We start from the raw sequence: 14,330 nt of genomic DNA on the forward strand, positions 1-14,330 counted from the left end.
TGGGGCATCTAATGAAGATCGGCAAGAGGGAACCATCGCTTGCGAGGTCACTCATGACAGAACCCGTTGCCTTCCCCCAGGACCGTACGTGTCCTTATCACCCGCCCACCGCCTACGACGCCCTGCGCGAGGCGCGCCCCCTGTCGCGTGTCTCCCTGTTCGACGGGCGCAACGTGTGGGTCGTCACCGCGCACAGCACCGCGCGTGAACTGCTCACCGATCCCCGGCTCTCCTCCGACCGCACCCGCCCGGAGTTCCCGATGCCCACGGAGCGGTTCGCCCAGTCCCGCAACCGCCGGGTCGCGCTGCTCGGGCTCGACGATCCCGCCCACCACACCCAGCGCCGCATGCTCGTTCCGAGCTTCACCCTGAAACGGACCGCGGCCCTGCGCCCGCGCATCCAGGAGACCGTCGACCGACTGCTCGACGCCATGGAGCGGCAGGGCCCGCCCACCGAGCTGGTCAGCGCCTTCGCGCTGCCGGTGCCCTCGATGGTGATCTGCGCGCTGCTCGGCGTTCCGTACGGCGACCACGACTTCTTCGAGGAGCAGTCCCGCAGGCTGCTGCGCGGCCCGACCGCCGCGGACACCCAGGACGCGCGCGACCAGCTGGAGGCCTACTTCGGGGCGCTGATCGACCGCAAGCAGAAGGACCCGGGGGACGGGCTCCTCGACGAGCTCATCCACGAACAGCTGCGCGAGGGGACGATGGACCGCGAGGAACTGATCAGCCTCGCGACGATCCTGCTGGTCGCCGGGCACGAGACGACCGCGAACATGATCTCGCTCGGTACGTTCACCCTGCTGCACCACCCCGAGCAGCTGGCGGAACTGCGCGCCGAGCCGACGCTCATGCCCGCCGCCGTGGAGGAACTGCTGCGCTTCCTGTCCATCGCCGACGGGCTGCTGCGGGTGGCCACCGAGGACATCGAGGTGGCCGGGGCGACGATCCGCGCCGACGAGGGCGTGGTCTTCTCGACCTCCGTCATCAACCGTGACGCGGGAACCTTCCCCGAGCCGGACGCCCTGGACTGGCACCGGTCGGCCCGTCATCACGTCGCGTTCGGCTTCGGCATCCACCAGTGCCTCGGCCAGAACCTCGCCCGCGCCGAGATGGAGATCGCCCTGCTGTCGCTCTTCGACCGGTTGCCGGGACTGCGTCTGGCCGCGCCGGCGGAGGAGATCCCCTTCAAAGCGGGAGACACGATCCAGGGGATGCTGGAACTCCCCGTGACCTGGTAAGAGGCTGGCGGCCATGAGTATCGAGATCGCGATCGACAAGGACGTCTGCATCGGCGCGGGACAGTGCGCGCTGACCGCGCCGGACGTCTTCACCCAGGACGACGACGGCTTCAGCGCGCTGTTGCCCGGCCGTGAGGACGGCGGCGGCGACCCATTGGTCCGGGAGGCCGCGCGGGCCTGCCCGGTGGGCGCCATCACCGTCTCCGAGAGCTGAGGACCGCCCGACAGGCGTCGAGGACCCTACGAAGGACGCCGAGGACGCTCGGCGGGGACGGCACCGGCTCGCGTCGGCTGTCCCCGCCGAGCGGTCACCCTATGGCCGCTGGGCCTCGATGAGCACCCGTGCCGCCCCGCGCGCCTGCTCGGCAGGCTCCGTGCCGCGTGTGATGCCCGCGGTGACCATGGCACCCTCGGCCAGCAGGAACAGCTGGTCGGTGACGGCGTCGGGAAGTCCCGCGGCGCTCGAGAGACCTCCCAGGTAGGCCTTGAACGCCCCCTTGTGGGCGAGGACTTGGGTGACCACGCGCGGCGAGGTCGCGCCGAGTTCGCCGTAAGAGTTGATCCAGGCGCACCCGCGGAAGTCGGGCTCGGCGAACCATCGGCCCAGCCATTCGAACACCGCCAGGATCCGCTGCTCGGGCTCCTCGTATCCGTCGACGTGCTCCGCCAGCCGCTGCCGCCAGCGTACGTCGCGCCGCTTCAGATACGCCTCGACCAGTAGTTCCTTCGCCGGGAACAGCTGGTAGAGCCGCTTGAGGGAGACCCCCGAGGCGCCGCGGATGTCGTCCATGCCGACGGTTTGGATGCCGCGGGCGTAGAACAGCTCCTCCGCGGCGTCCAACGCCTGTTCCCGGGCGGCGGCCAGGGCCTGTTCGCGGGCGGCTTCGGTGTCCATACGGGCTGCTCCTTGACGCGAGAACCAACGTTCTCTACGTTAGCAGTCGAGCGAGAGAACGCACGTTCTCTGCTTGTGTGGAACAGATCCGCGTGGATCCGAGAAGGAGACCCCCATGACCGACCGCCCGCCCCTCCCGCCCTTCACCCGTGAGACCGCGGCCCAGAAGGTCCAGGCCGCCGAGGACGCCTGGAACACCCGTGATCCCCACAAGGTCGCCCTCGCCTACTCCGAGGACTCGGTCTGGCGCAACCGCGACACCTTCGTCACCGGCCGCGCCGAGATCGTCGGACTCCTCACCGACAAGTGGGCGCGTGAACGCGAGTACGCCCTGCGCAAGGACCTGTGGGCCTTCGACGGCAACCGCATCGCCGTCCGCTTCCAGTACGAGTCGCACGACGCCGACGGGCAGTGGTGGCGGTCGTACGGCAACGAGCTGTGGGAGTTCGACGAGCACGGGCTGATGACCCGGCGCGAGGCCGGCATCAACGACGTACGGATCGAGGAGCACGAGCGCCGGATCTTCGGCCCACGGCCCGAAACCGAACGCGGGGATTCCTTCCCGGTCCACTAGGCACTCCGACCTGATCCGCCGGACAGGCCCTAGGGTTCCCACGTGACCGAACACACCGAGAAGCCCTTCCTCTACGTCGTCGTGTGTGCGGCCGGTGTCGCGCGGGACGTCAGCAAACTGATCACCGCGGCGCAGGAACGGAGCTGGGAGGTCGGCGTGATCGCCACCCCGCAGGGGCTCGGTTTCTTCGACGCGTCGGCCGTCGAGACGCAGACCGGTCGCCCGATCAGGTCCGCCTGGCGGGCCCCCGGTGACCCGCGCCCCTTCCCGGCCCCCGACGCGGTGGCCGTCGCCCCGGCCACCTTCAACACCGTCAACAAGTGGGCGGCCGGCATATCCGACACCCTCGCGCTCGGCACCCTGAACGAGGCGTACGGCCTCGGCGTCCCGATCGCCGTACTGCCCTGTGTGAGCGACGCGTTGGCGACGCACCCCGCGTACCGGGGGAGCGTGGAGCGGCTGCGCGGGATGGGCGTCGGGTTCGGCGACCGCTACTCCGGGGAGCCCGGGGAGGACGGCCTGCGCGCGGAGTTCCCCTGGGGTGCGGTCCTGGACCTGCTCGCTTCTCGCCCGTGACCCTCGAGGGTCACGGGCGACGGTAGATCGTGATGGAGTGGCCGACGTCGTCGATGGGTGTGGCGCCGTCGAGCAGTGCCGCCAGACGGTCGTCGGCCTTCGCGACGGCGGTGTCCGACACGGCGAGCAGTCCGTGTACCTGGCTCGGCGGCTCCTTGCGCGGATCGGCCGCCTCGATGCCGTAGTACGAGGGCACACCACTGCCCTTGTAGACCAGCCAGACCCGCTCGTCGGGATACCGCTCGGCCAGGCGGTCGGCCAGACGGCCCAGGTCCTGCCCCCAGTCGACATTCGAGTCGTGCAGCCGCAGACGGGTCTGGGAAGGGCCGCCGAAGGCCTCGTTGGAGTACGGCAGGTAGTACGGGAACGCGCGCAGCGAGCTGATCGCGACGAAGCCGACCAGCGCCGCCGTGACGAGGTGGGCCCAGCGTCGGCGCAGGGCGACGACCCCGGCCGCGGCCACCGCGAGGAACACCGGGACGAACAGGGCGTATCTGACGCCGAGGTCCCGGGACCCGGTCATGGCCACGGCCAGCAGCACGGCCGGGGGAAGCAGGACGTACGGAGCGGCGGGGCGCAGCCGGGGCACGGCGGCCATCACGGCGAGGCCCATGAGCCAGAGCGCGATCATGCCGAGCGGTGTCTTCACCAGTAGCGCGGCCGGCAGGTAGTACCAGAGCGAGCCTTGGTAGAGCCGTCCGAACAGGAAGCCGGTCCACACGTCGTTCTCGAATCCGAACTGGATGCGCATCCCGTCGCGGTACGGCCGGGGAACGGGCAGCCGGTCGATGACGAGCCCGCGCAGACCGTGCACGGGCGGAAGATCCGCGGGCGTCGTCCAGCGCAGCTGCGGGTCGACGACCAGGTAGGTCGCCCAGACGACGGCGAGCGCCACCAGCGCCGTACCGGCGGCCACCGCCACACCCAGGCCGACGAGCCGCGGTTGCGCACGCAGGCCCAGGCCGGGCGCACGGCGTGCCTGCCAGAACGAGAGGAACGCCAGCAGAAGCAGTACGGGCACCGCGGGCAGGGTGCTCATCTTGGTGGCGAGCGCCGCGCCGAGCAGCACTCCCGCGAGAGTGAGGTGGAGCAGGGGCCGCTGCCGCCGGGCCCGCCACACCAGCCACACCGACGTCAGCAGGAAACCGGACGCCGGTACGTCGAGTGTGGCGAGCGAGCCGTTGGTGATGACGTCGGGCGAGAACGCGTACAGCGCGAGCGCCACCAACCCGCCCACGGCGCCGACGAGTTCACGGGCGAACGCGAGGACGACCAGACCGAACAGCAACGTCAGCACGACCACCGGCAGCCGCGCCCACAGCATCACCCGCCAGGGATCGTTGCCCGACTCGTACAGCAGCCGCCGTCCGAGCTCCGTCTGATCATCCGTGGAGTGGGCGTCCAGGTGCGGATGGGCGAACACCAGCCCGGTCGCGATGATCAGCTTGCCCAGCGGCGGATGCTCGGGGTTGTAGCGCAGGCTGTGTTCCCGCACATAGGTCTCCGCCGTGCCCACGTACACCGGCTCGTCGATCGTCGGGGTCTGCTGCACGGCCGCCGTGACCATCGCGACCGCCATCTGGGCCAGCAGGGCGACCACGGCCAGCGCGAACAGCCACCGCCGGTGGCGCCGGAGCCCCTCGAAACGGCCCGGCGGTCTGGCGGCGGGCGTCGGCAGGCGGTCGTCCCGCCTGCTGGCCATGGATGTCGACATGCCCTTTGATACGTCCGCTCCGTGCGCACCCGCTCATCCGGAAACCGTCCGGCTTCGGAGCGAGTATGCACGGTGACCTCTCCCGGTCCGGCGTGCCCGTCCGTCAGCGCGTCCGGCGGACGTACCGCGCACTGCCCGGCGTCGACACCTGCACATCCCGGCGCACGATGCTCAGCCGGTCCCCGTAGCTCGCGAGGGCCTTGCGCAGACCGCTGTCGGTGTACTCGATGTCCACCACCCGGTCGTCGAACGCCTTTGCGTACGTACCGCACTCGTCGTACTGGCCGCACTCCTCGGCCACCGCGAAGTCGAGCTTGGTCCGCGACCTGAGCCCGGCCAGTTCCGAGGTGTTCTTCTGCCCGATGGCCAGACCCCGGGCGTGCGCGTGTGTCGACAGGAGGGTGATGAACGCGGTGGCGTCGTTCGCCGTCAGCAGCTTCCCCGAGCGGGTGTAACTGTCGTAGTTGTCCGGCTCGACGGCGTCGAACCCCTTGTCGGCGCAGTCGTCGACCCACCGGTTGACCCGAGCGGCCACCCGCTTGCGCTTGGCCGGCGTGCGGATGTCGAGGAGCGCCTCGTTCCAGTCGCGGTCCATGACGACCTTGCCGTGCGCGTCCCGCAGCAGCAGATCGGCCGGCCATGCCGCCCGCTCGTCCGGCTGCGCCTGGAAGGCGTTGACATAGCAGATGTTGTACAGGCCGGGCGCGGGTGAGTTCGAACGGTCGCGGCTTACGATGCGGACACCGGACGGCGGCCGATAGGCGCCGCCGATCTGGTAGGCGAAGTCCGCGTGGAGCGGGGGGAGTTGTACGGCCTTCGGGGTCGACGGGGAAGCCTTACCCTGCTGGGGTGGCGTCCCCTTGTCCGATCCGGCCGTACAGCTCACCAGCGTCGCGAGCGCCACCAGGGCGGCGGCCGCCCCGACGCCGGTGACGCGGGAAACACGTTGAGCGGGAATGTCGGCTCCATCGATCGCGGGTACGACCCCGCCTCGGACGCTCCCGCGGTCCTGGCGACTTCGGCCGGACTCGAACGGTGTCCGCCACCGGCTGGGCGCACCTCTGGGTGCCCGGCCGGGTGCCTTGGCACAACAGGATCAAATCGCCTGGACGACGCCCGCGTCAAGGCCGCGCCCCGCGTGCCCGCGCGGGTCATGGACCCGGCCGGTCACATGACACGAGCGCCACTGTGACCTGCGGCGTGATGCTGATGGTCACCCTCTCGTTGCAACCGCCGAACTCGAGGAAGAGGACACCCCCATGCCCATCGGAATCATCGGTGCCGGAGCCATCGGACAGGCCCTCGCCTATCGGTTCGTGGCGGCGGGCGAGCAGGTCGTCATCAGCAACAGCCGGGGCCCGCGGTCACTGCGGGACCTCGCCGCTTCGATCGGGCCGGCCCTGATGCCCGCCACCGTCGCGGAGTCGGCCAGGGAGGAGATCGTCGTCCTCGCCGTGCCGTGGCGGCGGATGAGCGAGGCGGTGGCCGCCGCCGACGTCCTCGACTGGCAGGAGCGGATCGTCATCGACACCACCAACCCACTCGGACCGCCCGACTTCAAGGTCGCCGACCTCGGCGGCCGCACCTCCAGCGAGGTCGTCGCCGAACTCGTACCCGGAGCGCGCCTGGTGAAGGCGTTCAACACGCTGACACCGGCGGTGCTCGGCTCCGATCCCCGTACTTTCGTCGGACGGCGGGTGATCTTCCTCTCGGGAGACCACCCCGGGGCCAACGAGCGCGTCACGCGGCTGGCCGAGCGGGTGGGCTGGGCGGTCATCAACCTGGGCCCATTGGCGTCCGGAGGACGGCTGCAACAGTTCCCGGGCGGCCCGCTGCCCACGCTCAATCTGCTCCTGGAGCCCTGACCCACGCCGTATCGTCACGACATGACCGGAGACCGCATCGAACTGGCCGTACACGACCACGGGGGTGACGGCCCACCCCTGCTCCTGCTGCACGGAGCCAGGCGCACGCTCGCCGACTGGGCCGCCGTGGCGCCGCTCCTCGTCCCCCGGCACCGGGTGCTCGCCGTGGACCTGCGCGGACACGGTCTCTCACCGTCGGGTACCTGGAGTCTCCGCCAAGTGCTGGACGACATCGAGGCGGTACTGGAGCGGTACGGCCTTCCCGGCGCACTGCCCGTCGGGCACTCGCTCGGCGGGATGATCGCCGTACGGTACGCGCTGGAGCACCCGGACGTCACGCCCGGCGCGGTGAACCTGGACGGATACGGCTGGGGCCGCCCCGACCAGTACGTGGGCCTCGACCCGGCGTACGTCGAGGAGCGCCTCACCCAGATGCGTCAGGCGGCCGCCGCGACGGTGTCCGGCGAACCGCTTCCGGCCGACGGCCTCAAGGACCTGCTCGCCGAGCAGCGCGCGCTCTCGGAGCAACTGGGCATCCCCTACGAGCTGTTGGAGGCCGGCCTGCTGCGCACCGTGCGGCCCGCGCCCGACGGACGGCTGGAGGTGCGCCCGCGACGCGCGCACGTGCTGGAGATGCTGGCCGCCATCGACGCACTCGACCTCTTCGACCTCTTCGACGCCTTCGCGAGGACGGGCCGACCACTGCTGCTCGCACGGGCCGCGCGGCCCGTACCGCCCGCCCCCGGTATGCCCTGGTTCGACGAACTGATGACGGCGTACGGGAAGGGGCTCGCCCGGGATCTCGCCGAACTGGCCGCGCGGCGGCCCAGCGTGCGGGTCGTCGCGATCGACGGCACGCACGAGATGCTCCTGGAGAGCCCTGGCGCGGTCGCGAACGCACTCCTCGCCTTCACCTCCGACGCGCTGCCCGAGCCGGGTGAATGACCTCAGTGCGGTGCCACCGGGGCGAACTCCGTGCCGCACGGGCCCGCGCCCTCGCTCTCGGACAGGACGACGGGCTCGCCGCCCATCGTCAGCGTGGCGTAATGGCGGCCTATGCGGTCAGTGGAGCGGCCGACGTAATGGCCGATGAAGGAGCGGCGGAAGCGGTCGGCACTGCGGTTGGGGCCGGAGCCGTGCACCAGACTGCCGTTGAAGAACAACACGTCGCCCGGGGCCATGTCGACGGGCACGGTCGCCAGACCGGGCGGCGGCGGGACGTACTCCCGTACGAAGGACACCTCCGCGTCCGCCTCCTCCGGGCAGAACAGGTCCATGCGGTGCGTGCCCGGCACCACCTCCAGCCCGCCGTTCTCCCGGTCGATCACGTCACAGGCGATCCAGGCGGCCACACAGGTGCCCGGCTCGACCCGCAGATAGAAGTTGTCCTGGTGCAGCGCCTGACCGCGGGCCCCGGGCGGCTTGAAGTAGAACATGCTCTGCGCGGCCAGGACCTCCTCGCCGAGCAAGGCCTCCAGGATCTCCCGCAGCCGGGGATCGAGCAGACGGCGCAGGGACAACTCGTTGATGCGGTGCGGATGCATGACCCGGGGATGGGCGTCGAGCGGATCCGCCGGACCGCTCGCCGGGGTAGCCCGGGGCTCGAAGTGCCCCGGGACCGGCCCGGCGGCGTGCAGGGCCGCGAACTCGGCGCACAGCTCGTCGATCTCGGCGCCGGTGAACAGTCCGCGCGCCACCACGAACCCGTTCTCGTCGAAGTCCGACCTTCGCGGTCCGCTCATGTCCATGACTGCCATTTCGACCGTCCCTTCTCACCGGAGTCCCAGGTGCTTCACGCTAGGTCGACGAGCCTTTCGGGAGGATGTCCGTGCGTGCTGAGGAGTTGCCCGAGCCTGCTGCCCCGTCCCCGCCGCCGGGTCTGGTGACCGTCGGACGCTTCGACCAGCGACCGGGATACCGCGTCAACCGGCCGCGGGGCAGCGACAGCTGGCTGTTCATCTGGACCACGGGCGGACGGGGACGGCTTCGGCAGGGGGCGGCCCGGACGGCGGCCGGCCCCGGAGACCTGGTGGTCCTGGGGCCCGGCGTGCCGCAGCGCTACGCCGTCGAACCGGGCGCCGGACACTGGGCGTTCTGGTGGGCGCACTGCCAGGCCCGCCCGTCCTGGACCGGGTGGCTGCGGCCCTACGGCCTCGACGACGGGCTGTACGCCGTCGGACCCGCGCCCGGCCGGGAACGTATCGAAGCGGCGTTCTGTCGGATGCTCACCGACGCCCGTTGGACGGGACACGGCCCGCCGCCCGCGGACGCGGAGCCCCTCCCGGGCGAGGTCGCGGTCGCACACGGCACCGCCGCCCGGGAACTGGCCCTGTGCTCGCTGGAGGAGATCGTGCTGCTCGCCGCCGCCCGGGCGGAGCGGAGCCGCCCCGATCTCGACGCCCGCGTCCGCCACGCGGAGGCGGTGATCGCCGCCGATCCGGGCGCGCCGCACACCGTCCGCTCACTGGCCGCGGCGGTCGCCCTCTCACCCTCCCGGTTCGCCCACCTCTTCACCGAGCAGCTCGGCCGCTCCCCGATGCGGGCCCTGCGTGAGTCCCGGCTGCTGCACGCGGCCCGGCTCCTGGAAGCCACCGAACTTCCGGTGGAACGGGTGGCCGCGGCCTCCGGTTTCCCCAGCGCGTTCCACTTCAGCCGCGTCTTCCGGCAGCGGTACGGGACTCCACCGGGCGCCTACCGGAAGGGCACCGCTAGGAGTGCGGCGCATGCGGGTGATCCGGAGGAGGCGGGGGAGGCGGGGGAGGCGGCGGGATCGTCGTGACGGCCGGCGTGGCCTCGGGCCAGATCAGCAGCACCGGGCACGGCGCGTGGTCGACGACGAACCGCCCGGCCCGCCCCAGGCTGTGCGGTCCGAGCCGGGCACGGTCGCCGTCCCGGGCCACCACGAGCAGATCGGCGCCCTCGGCGGCGGCGACCACCTCACGCTCCGTGCGCCCGGTGCGCTCTATCCGGGTGCAGGGGCGGCCGAGGCGTTCGGCCGCCGTGTCGAGCAACCGCGCCGCCGACCGGGCGCCGAGGTCCTCCAGCCGGTCCCCGGGATCGCGCTCGACGTGCCCACGGCCGAGCAGCCCGGCGAAGGCGCCGTGCGCCAGTCCGGGCACCCCCGGCTCACTGACGTGCAGCAGGACGACCTCGGTCGCCCGCGGTGCGTGCGTGTGTACGGCGTCCACGCAGGCCGGCCAGGTCCCTTCGACGAGCCACACGACCACCCTCATGAGCATCAGCCTCCGGCCCTCACTCGTGCGACGACTCAGCCCCCGATGACGTGGAGCGAGAACCACAGTGCCAGTACGGCGGGAACCAGCGCCGCCGGCACGGCGATCAGACCCAGCCGGGTGAACTCCCGCAGATCGACGCCGTGGTCGTGCTCATGCACGATACGCCGCCACAACAGGGTCGCCAGGGAACCGGCGTAGGTGAGGTTGGGGCCGATGTTGACCCCCAGCAGCACGGCCAGCACCGCGCCGGAGCCGGACGTGGCGGCCAGCGGCAGCAGCACCAGGACCGCGGGCAGGTTGTTGATGAGATTGGCGAGTACGGCGGCGAGCGCCGCGATCCCGAGCAGCGAGGGCAGTCCGCCGCCGTCCGGGAGGAGATGTCCGAGGGCGTCGGAGAGTCCGTTGTCGACCACCGCGCGGACGACGACGCCCAGCGCGAGCACGAACAGGAGGAAGGCCGGGGCGGCGGCCCTCACCACGGTGAGCGGGGTGGCGCGCCCGCGCAGGAGGGCCCGGGCGGCGAGCACCAGCGCCCCCGCCGCGGCGGACCAGGCGGGGTCGATGCCCAGCGCGGAGGCGACGACGAACCCCGCCAGCGTGCAGCCCACGGTGACGAGCGCGAACAGCGGCAGCTCCGGCGGCTCCCCGGTCGTCGGCTCGGGCACGGCCGCGGCCAGGTCGCCCGCGAAGAAGCGCCGAAAGACGACGTACTCGGCCCCGATGGCGACCAGCCACGGCAGCACCATCAGCGCCGCGAACCGGGTGAAGCTGAGGCCGCTCGCGGAGAAGGCGAGCAGATTGGTGAGGTTGGAGACCGGCAGCAGCAGCGAGGCCGTGTTCGACAGATGGGTGCAGGCGTACACGTGCGGCTTCGGACGGGCGCCCATCCGGGCGGCGGTCGCGAACACGACCGGGGTGAGCAGCACGATGGTGGCGTCCAGGCTGAGTACCGCGGTGATCGCCGAGGCCAGCGCGAAGACCGCGGTCAGCAGGCGCCCCGGCCGCCCCGCCGCCCAGCGGGCCATCCAGGCACCGCAGGCGTGGAAGAGCCCCTCGTCGTCGCAGAACTTGGCGAGCACCAGCACCGCCGCCAGGAAGCCGATCACCGGCCCCAGGTGCCCCGCCTCCGCCTCCGCGTGGTCCCAGGAGATCGCGCCGGTGGCGATCACCAGCAGGGCCGCCGGGACGGCGACGACCGCCTCGGGCCAGCCGAACGGGCGGACCACCGCGCTGACGAGGACGGCGACGAGCAGGACGACGGACAGGGTTTCGGCGAGCGGGGTGTTCAGGGTTCGGTCCTCCGGGACACGGTCGAGGTGCCGGACCATCACATCAGACGCGGCACCCTGTGCCCCTCATCGGTCTCTTCGGACCTGCGGCGATGTCGTCCTCTTCGGACCTGCGCCGATGTCGTCAGAACTCGCCGGGGAGCGTCAGCTCCGCCCAGATCGTCTTGCCGTCGGCCGTGTGGCGGCTGCCCCAGCGCTGGGTGAGCTGGGCGACCAGCAGCAGCCCGCGCCCGCCCTCGTCGTAGGTCTTGGCCCGGCGCAGATGCGGCGCGGTGTGGCTGCTGTCGGAGACCTCGCAGATCAGGGTCTCGGCGTCGTGGATGAGCCGTAGCCGGATGGGCGGCTCGCCGTACCGGATCGCGTTGGTGACCAGCTCGCTCACCACGAGCTCGGCCGTGAACGTCGCCGCGCTCAGCTCCCAGGTGTCGAGCTGGTCGACGACCTGCTTGCGGATCGGCGCGACCAGGGCGGGGTCGGCGGGGATGTCCCAGGTCGCCACCTGGGAGGGCGCGAGTCCGTGGGTCCTGGCGAGCAGCAGCGCCACGTCGTCCTGGGCCCCGCCCGCCGGAAGCAGGGTCTGGAGAATGGCGTGGCAGGCCCCTTCCAGGGAGGCCGCGGAGTCTGCCAGGGCCTGGCACAGCAGCTCGTGGTTGGCGTCGACGTCCCGCTCGCGGTTCTCGATCAGGCCGTCGGTGAACAGCGCGAGCACCGTGCCCTCGGGCAGGGCGAGTTCGACGGACTCGAAGGGCAGGCCGCCCAGGCCCAGCGGCGGACCGGCGGGCAGGTCGATCTGCCCGGGCGGGCCGCCGGGGGTGAGCATGACCGGCGGGGGGTGGCCGGCCCGGGCGAGGGCGCAGCGCCGCGAGACCGGGTCGTACACCGCGTACAGGCAGGTCGCGCCGACCTCGCCGGTGGTGCCCTCGGCGCCGGCCTCCGTGGAGAGGCGTACGACGAGGTCGTCGAGGTGGGTGAGCAGTTCGTCGGGGGCGAGGTCGATGTCGGCGAGCGTACGGACGGCGGTGCGCAGCCGTCCCATGGTGGCGGAGGCCTGGATGCCGTGGCCGACGACGTCTCCGACGACCATGGCGACCCGCATCCCGGACAGTGGGATCACGTAGAACCAGTCGCCGTGCTGTGGCAGCCTCGTCGAGGGGGTGGACCGGGCTCATCGTCGCCACTCCAACTCCATTGCGCTCACTCACATTGAATCCTCCCCCTCGTGAAGGAGGGGGATTCCTGGCTCAGGCTGCCTCCTGGAGCAGCGCTCCAGGAGGTCTTGCGCCTTCGGCACCAGCCGGGTTGAGACCAGCCCGGACGAGCATCACGCGGGCTGAGTTCTTGTCTCTGAGGGACACGGCTTGGCACGCGGTGCAGGTGTAGGTACGTTCCGACAGCGGCAGTGCGTGCTTGGTTCTCGCTCCGCACGATGCGCAGTCCATAGTGGTGTGCGCGGGATGCACAAGGCGGACGTCCCGCCCGTGCTTGCGGCCCATCTCGATCAGGGCCTTCTTGGTGGCGCCGATTGCGGCGTCCGCCGCCTTGCGCGCCATCGAGGTTTTGGCGAGGAACTTCGGACGGAAATCCTCCACCGCGATCGCGTCATGGTCGCGGACGACCTTCTTGGCCCACTTGCGGGCAGTGTCCCGCCGCTGCCGGGCGGCCTTCTTGTACGCCTTCGCGCGCAGCTTCCCCGCCTCGCGGTAGCCCTTCGAGCCGGGCTGCCCCCTGGCGGGTCCGCGGCGGGCCATCATCCGGTCGTACCGCGACAGTTTCGCCTGGGCTTTACGGCCGTGCTCGGCGTGGGGCAGGTCGTGGGCATCACTTGTGGTGGTGGCGGTCTCCTTCACACCCCAGTCGACACCGATCACCGCACCCGTCTCGGGCAACGGCTGGATCTCGGCAGGAACGACGAACGAGGCGTACCAGTGGCCGACGCTGTCCCGGTACACCCGCACCGAGGAGGGATCGGCGGGCAGGCCACGGGACCACACGACCCTGAGCACGATGTTGCCCGCGAGGTGCAGGAGGCCGTCTTTCAGCCGGAAGCCGCGCTTGGTGTAGTTCAGACTCGGGTCGGCGTCGCGCTTCTTCTTCCACTTGGGCATCCCGGCCCGGCGCCGTATCGCAAGCCGGTCCTTGATGTCCTTGTGCGCCTTGGCGCGGGACTTCCCGAAATCCCGGATGATCTGCTGCTGCGGCACCGACGAACCCTCTCGCAACCACGGAGTGCGGGTGCGGGCCTCGGTCAGCATTTTGTCGAGCTGCGCCGGACCGCACGTCTGCTTGTCCTCGCCCTCGGGCCGGTGCTGGTTGCGGGTGTGCGCGACCCTGGACTTGGCGACGCACTCGTTCTACACCCACCGGCACCGGCCCCACTCGGCTTCCAGGGCGGTGCGGGCGGCGGACGACAAGCGCAGCCGGTACGTGTACCGGGCACGCCCGGCCTCGTCGGCTTCACTTGGCGTCATCACACTGCCAACGTAGCGTCATGATTCGTTTCTCACTCCGGATCCCGGCAGACCTACACGAACGGGTGACCGCCACGGCCACTGCGGACCGGCGATCCCTCAACTCCCGGATCCTCCACTTCCTGGAGGCCGCCCTCGCCACTCCCCGGGCGGACGCCGGACCGCCTGGCGGCGATCCGGCTCCTCCTGCCCCGCTGTGCGGGAACCGGATCCCTCCCCGGCCTGAAGGCCGGGGCATCCTCCGGTTACCAGGTGAACAGGCGCGTCACTCGGGTTCCAGCCTAGTGCGTACGCGCGTTCCGCACCTGGCACACGGGCGGCCCCAGGGATACATCGGTACGGCGGGTTCCGGCCGATGTGAGGCGCGAGGCGGAAGTGAGTGCCGCACCCTTGACGGGCCCGTGCGTCACACCGTCAGAATCTGTTTGTTCACGATCAGTTGTGATGACTTATGGGCCCTTGACTAGGGAGA

The 14,330-nt window shown here is 71.2% G+C and carries 14 protein-coding genes and 2 pseudogenes; 8 read left to right on the top strand and 8 right to left on the bottom strand.

Features of this window, described 5'->3' with window-relative positions:
* Positions 1 to 53 precede the first annotated feature (53 nt).
* Positions 54 to 1,241 carry a cytochrome P450 gene (locus OG819_RS31560; RefSeq protein ID WP_266622014.1) on the top strand — a complete coding sequence of 396 codons (1,188 nt, stop codon included), beginning with the start codon at positions 54 to 56 and terminating at the stop codon, positions 1,239 to 1,241.
* 19 nt (positions 1,242 to 1,260) lie between these two features.
* On the top strand, positions 1,261 to 1,455 hold the full coding sequence (locus OG819_RS31565) for a ferredoxin (RefSeq protein WP_266590917.1): 195 nt from the start codon (positions 1,261 to 1,263) through the stop codon (positions 1,453 to 1,455).
* 99 nt (positions 1,456 to 1,554) lie between these two features.
* On the opposite strand, the gene OG819_RS31570 is transcribed toward OG819_RS31565, so the two are convergent.
* A complete protein-coding gene (locus tag OG819_RS31570; protein WP_266622012.1) occupies positions 1,555 to 2,136 on the bottom strand; it encodes a TetR/AcrR family transcriptional regulator in 582 nt (193 codons plus the stop codon).
* A 115-nt stretch (positions 2,137 to 2,251) separates the two neighbouring features.
* On the opposite strand from OG819_RS31570, the gene OG819_RS31575 reads away from it, so the two are divergent.
* Together OG819_RS31575 and OG819_RS31580 are read left to right on the top strand one after the other, a co-directional pair.
* On the top strand, positions 2,252 to 2,710 hold the full coding sequence (locus OG819_RS31575) for a nuclear transport factor 2 family protein (protein WP_266418036.1): 459 nt from the start codon (positions 2,252 to 2,254) through the stop codon (positions 2,708 to 2,710).
* A gap of 42 nt (positions 2,711 to 2,752) precedes the next feature.
* Entirely contained in the window at positions 2,753 to 3,286 is a 534-nt protein-coding gene (locus OG819_RS31580) for a flavoprotein (RefSeq protein ID WP_266651956.1), read from the top strand.
* Positions 3,287 to 3,296: 10 nt separating this feature from the next.
* Here OG819_RS31580 and OG819_RS31585 read toward each other — a convergent pair whose 3' ends face one another.
* Positions 3,297 to 4,988: a phospholipid carrier-dependent glycosyltransferase gene (locus tag OG819_RS31585; protein WP_266651958.1), complete on the bottom strand. Its 1,692-nt coding sequence runs from the start codon at positions 4,986 to 4,988 to the stop codon at positions 3,297 to 3,299.
* A 115-nt stretch (positions 4,989 to 5,103) separates the two neighbouring features.
* On the bottom strand, positions 5,104 to 5,904 hold the full coding sequence (locus OG819_RS31590; protein ID WP_266651960.1) for an endo alpha-1,4 polygalactosaminidase: 801 nt from the start codon (positions 5,902 to 5,904) through the stop codon (positions 5,104 to 5,106).
* A gap of 355 nt (positions 5,905 to 6,259) precedes the next feature.
* Here OG819_RS31590 and OG819_RS31595 point away from each other — a divergent pair, with 355 nt between their 5' ends.
* Both OG819_RS31595 and OG819_RS31600 read left to right on the top strand, forming a co-directional pair.
* The gene (locus tag OG819_RS31595) at positions 6,260 to 6,865 is read left to right on the top strand and encodes an NADPH-dependent F420 reductase (RefSeq protein WP_266622004.1); all 606 of its coding nucleotides are present in this window, start codon (positions 6,260 to 6,262) and stop codon (positions 6,863 to 6,865) included.
* Between the two features lie 21 nt (positions 6,866 to 6,886).
* Positions 6,887 to 7,810 (top strand): alpha/beta hydrolase, encoded by a 924-nt coding sequence (locus OG819_RS31600; RefSeq protein WP_266622002.1) that lies wholly within the window; start codon positions 6,887 to 6,889, stop codon positions 7,808 to 7,810.
* Between the two features lie 2 nt (positions 7,811 to 7,812).
* Here the strand turns inward: OG819_RS31600 and OG819_RS31605 are convergent, their stop codons facing one another.
* Positions 7,813 to 8,607, bottom strand: a complete 795-nt coding sequence (locus OG819_RS31605; protein WP_266634078.1) for a phytanoyl-CoA dioxygenase family protein — start codon at positions 8,605 to 8,607, stop codon at positions 7,813 to 7,815.
* Between the two features lie 80 nt (positions 8,608 to 8,687).
* Between OG819_RS31605 and OG819_RS31610 the strand changes: the two genes are divergently transcribed.
* Positions 8,688 to 9,644, top strand: coding sequence for a helix-turn-helix domain-containing protein (locus OG819_RS31610; RefSeq protein ID WP_266651962.1), 957 nt, complete (start codon positions 8,688 to 8,690; stop codon positions 9,642 to 9,644).
* Here OG819_RS31610 and OG819_RS31615 read toward each other — a convergent pair.
* From OG819_RS31615 to OG819_RS31630, 4 genes and pseudogenes are all read right to left on the bottom strand, one after another.
* Complete coding sequence (locus OG819_RS31615) at positions 9,574 to 10,098, bottom strand: universal stress protein (RefSeq protein WP_266651964.1); 525 nt, start codon at positions 10,096 to 10,098, stop codon at positions 9,574 to 9,576. The two genes, OG819_RS31610 and OG819_RS31615, sit on opposite strands and share 71 nt — an antisense overlap.
* Before the next feature lie 35 nt (positions 10,099 to 10,133).
* On the bottom strand, positions 10,134 to 11,429 hold the full coding sequence (locus OG819_RS31620) for an arsenic transporter (protein WP_266418053.1): 1,296 nt from the start codon (positions 11,427 to 11,429) through the stop codon (positions 10,134 to 10,136).
* Positions 11,430 to 11,514: 85 nt separating this feature from the next.
* Positions 11,515 to 12,519: pseudogene (locus OG819_RS31625) on the bottom strand (SpoIIE family protein phosphatase); the annotation flags it as partial.
* A gap of 112 nt (positions 12,520 to 12,631) precedes the next feature.
* Positions 12,632 to 13,858, bottom strand: a pseudogene (locus OG819_RS31630) (RNA-guided endonuclease InsQ/TnpB family protein).
* Positions 13,859 to 13,878: 20 nt separating this feature from the next.
* Here OG819_RS31630 and OG819_RS58665 point away from each other — a divergent pair.
* Positions 13,879 to 14,325: an Arc family DNA-binding protein gene (locus OG819_RS58665; protein WP_323139374.1), complete on the top strand. Its 447-nt coding sequence runs from the start codon at positions 13,879 to 13,881 to the stop codon at positions 14,323 to 14,325.
* The last annotated feature ends 5 nt before the right edge of the window (positions 14,326 to 14,330 follow it).

Origin of the sequence: Streptomyces sp. NBC_01549 (assembly GCF_026339955.1) — a bacterium.
GTDB lineage: Bacteria > Actinomycetota > Actinomycetes > Streptomycetales > Streptomycetaceae > Streptomyces.

Coding starts and splice junctions, on each gene's coding strand:
- OG819_RS31560 (WP_266622014.1), top strand. CDS start 54: ATGACAGAACCCGTTGCCTTCCCCCAGGACCGTACGTGTCCTTATCAC.
- OG819_RS31620 (WP_266418053.1), bottom strand. CDS start 11,429: ATGGTCCGGCACCTCGACCGTGTCCCGGAGGACCGAACCCTGAACACC.
- OG819_RS58665 (WP_323139374.1), top strand. CDS start 13,879: ATGATTCGTTTCTCACTCCGGATCCCGGCAGACCTACACGAACGGGTG.
- OG819_RS31615 (WP_266651964.1), bottom strand. CDS start 10,098: ATGAGGGTGGTCGTGTGGCTCGTCGAAGGGACCTGGCCGGCCTGCGTG.
- OG819_RS31610 (WP_266651962.1), top strand. CDS start 8,688: ATGTCCGTGCGTGCTGAGGAGTTGCCCGAGCCTGCTGCCCCGTCCCCG.
- OG819_RS31600 (WP_266622002.1), top strand. CDS start 6,887: ATGACCGGAGACCGCATCGAACTGGCCGTACACGACCACGGGGGTGAC.
- OG819_RS31595 (WP_266622004.1), top strand. CDS start 6,260: ATGCCCATCGGAATCATCGGTGCCGGAGCCATCGGACAGGCCCTCGCC.
- OG819_RS31575 (WP_266418036.1), top strand. CDS start 2,252: ATGACCGACCGCCCGCCCCTCCCGCCCTTCACCCGTGAGACCGCGGCC.
- OG819_RS31585 (WP_266651958.1), bottom strand. CDS start 4,988: ATGGCCAGCAGGCGGGACGACCGCCTGCCGACGCCCGCCGCCAGACCG.
- OG819_RS31605 (WP_266634078.1), bottom strand. CDS start 8,607: ATGAGCGGACCGCGAAGGTCGGACTTCGACGAGAACGGGTTCGTGGTG.
- OG819_RS31570 (WP_266622012.1), bottom strand. CDS start 2,136: ATGGACACCGAAGCCGCCCGCGAACAGGCCCTGGCCGCCGCCCGGGAA.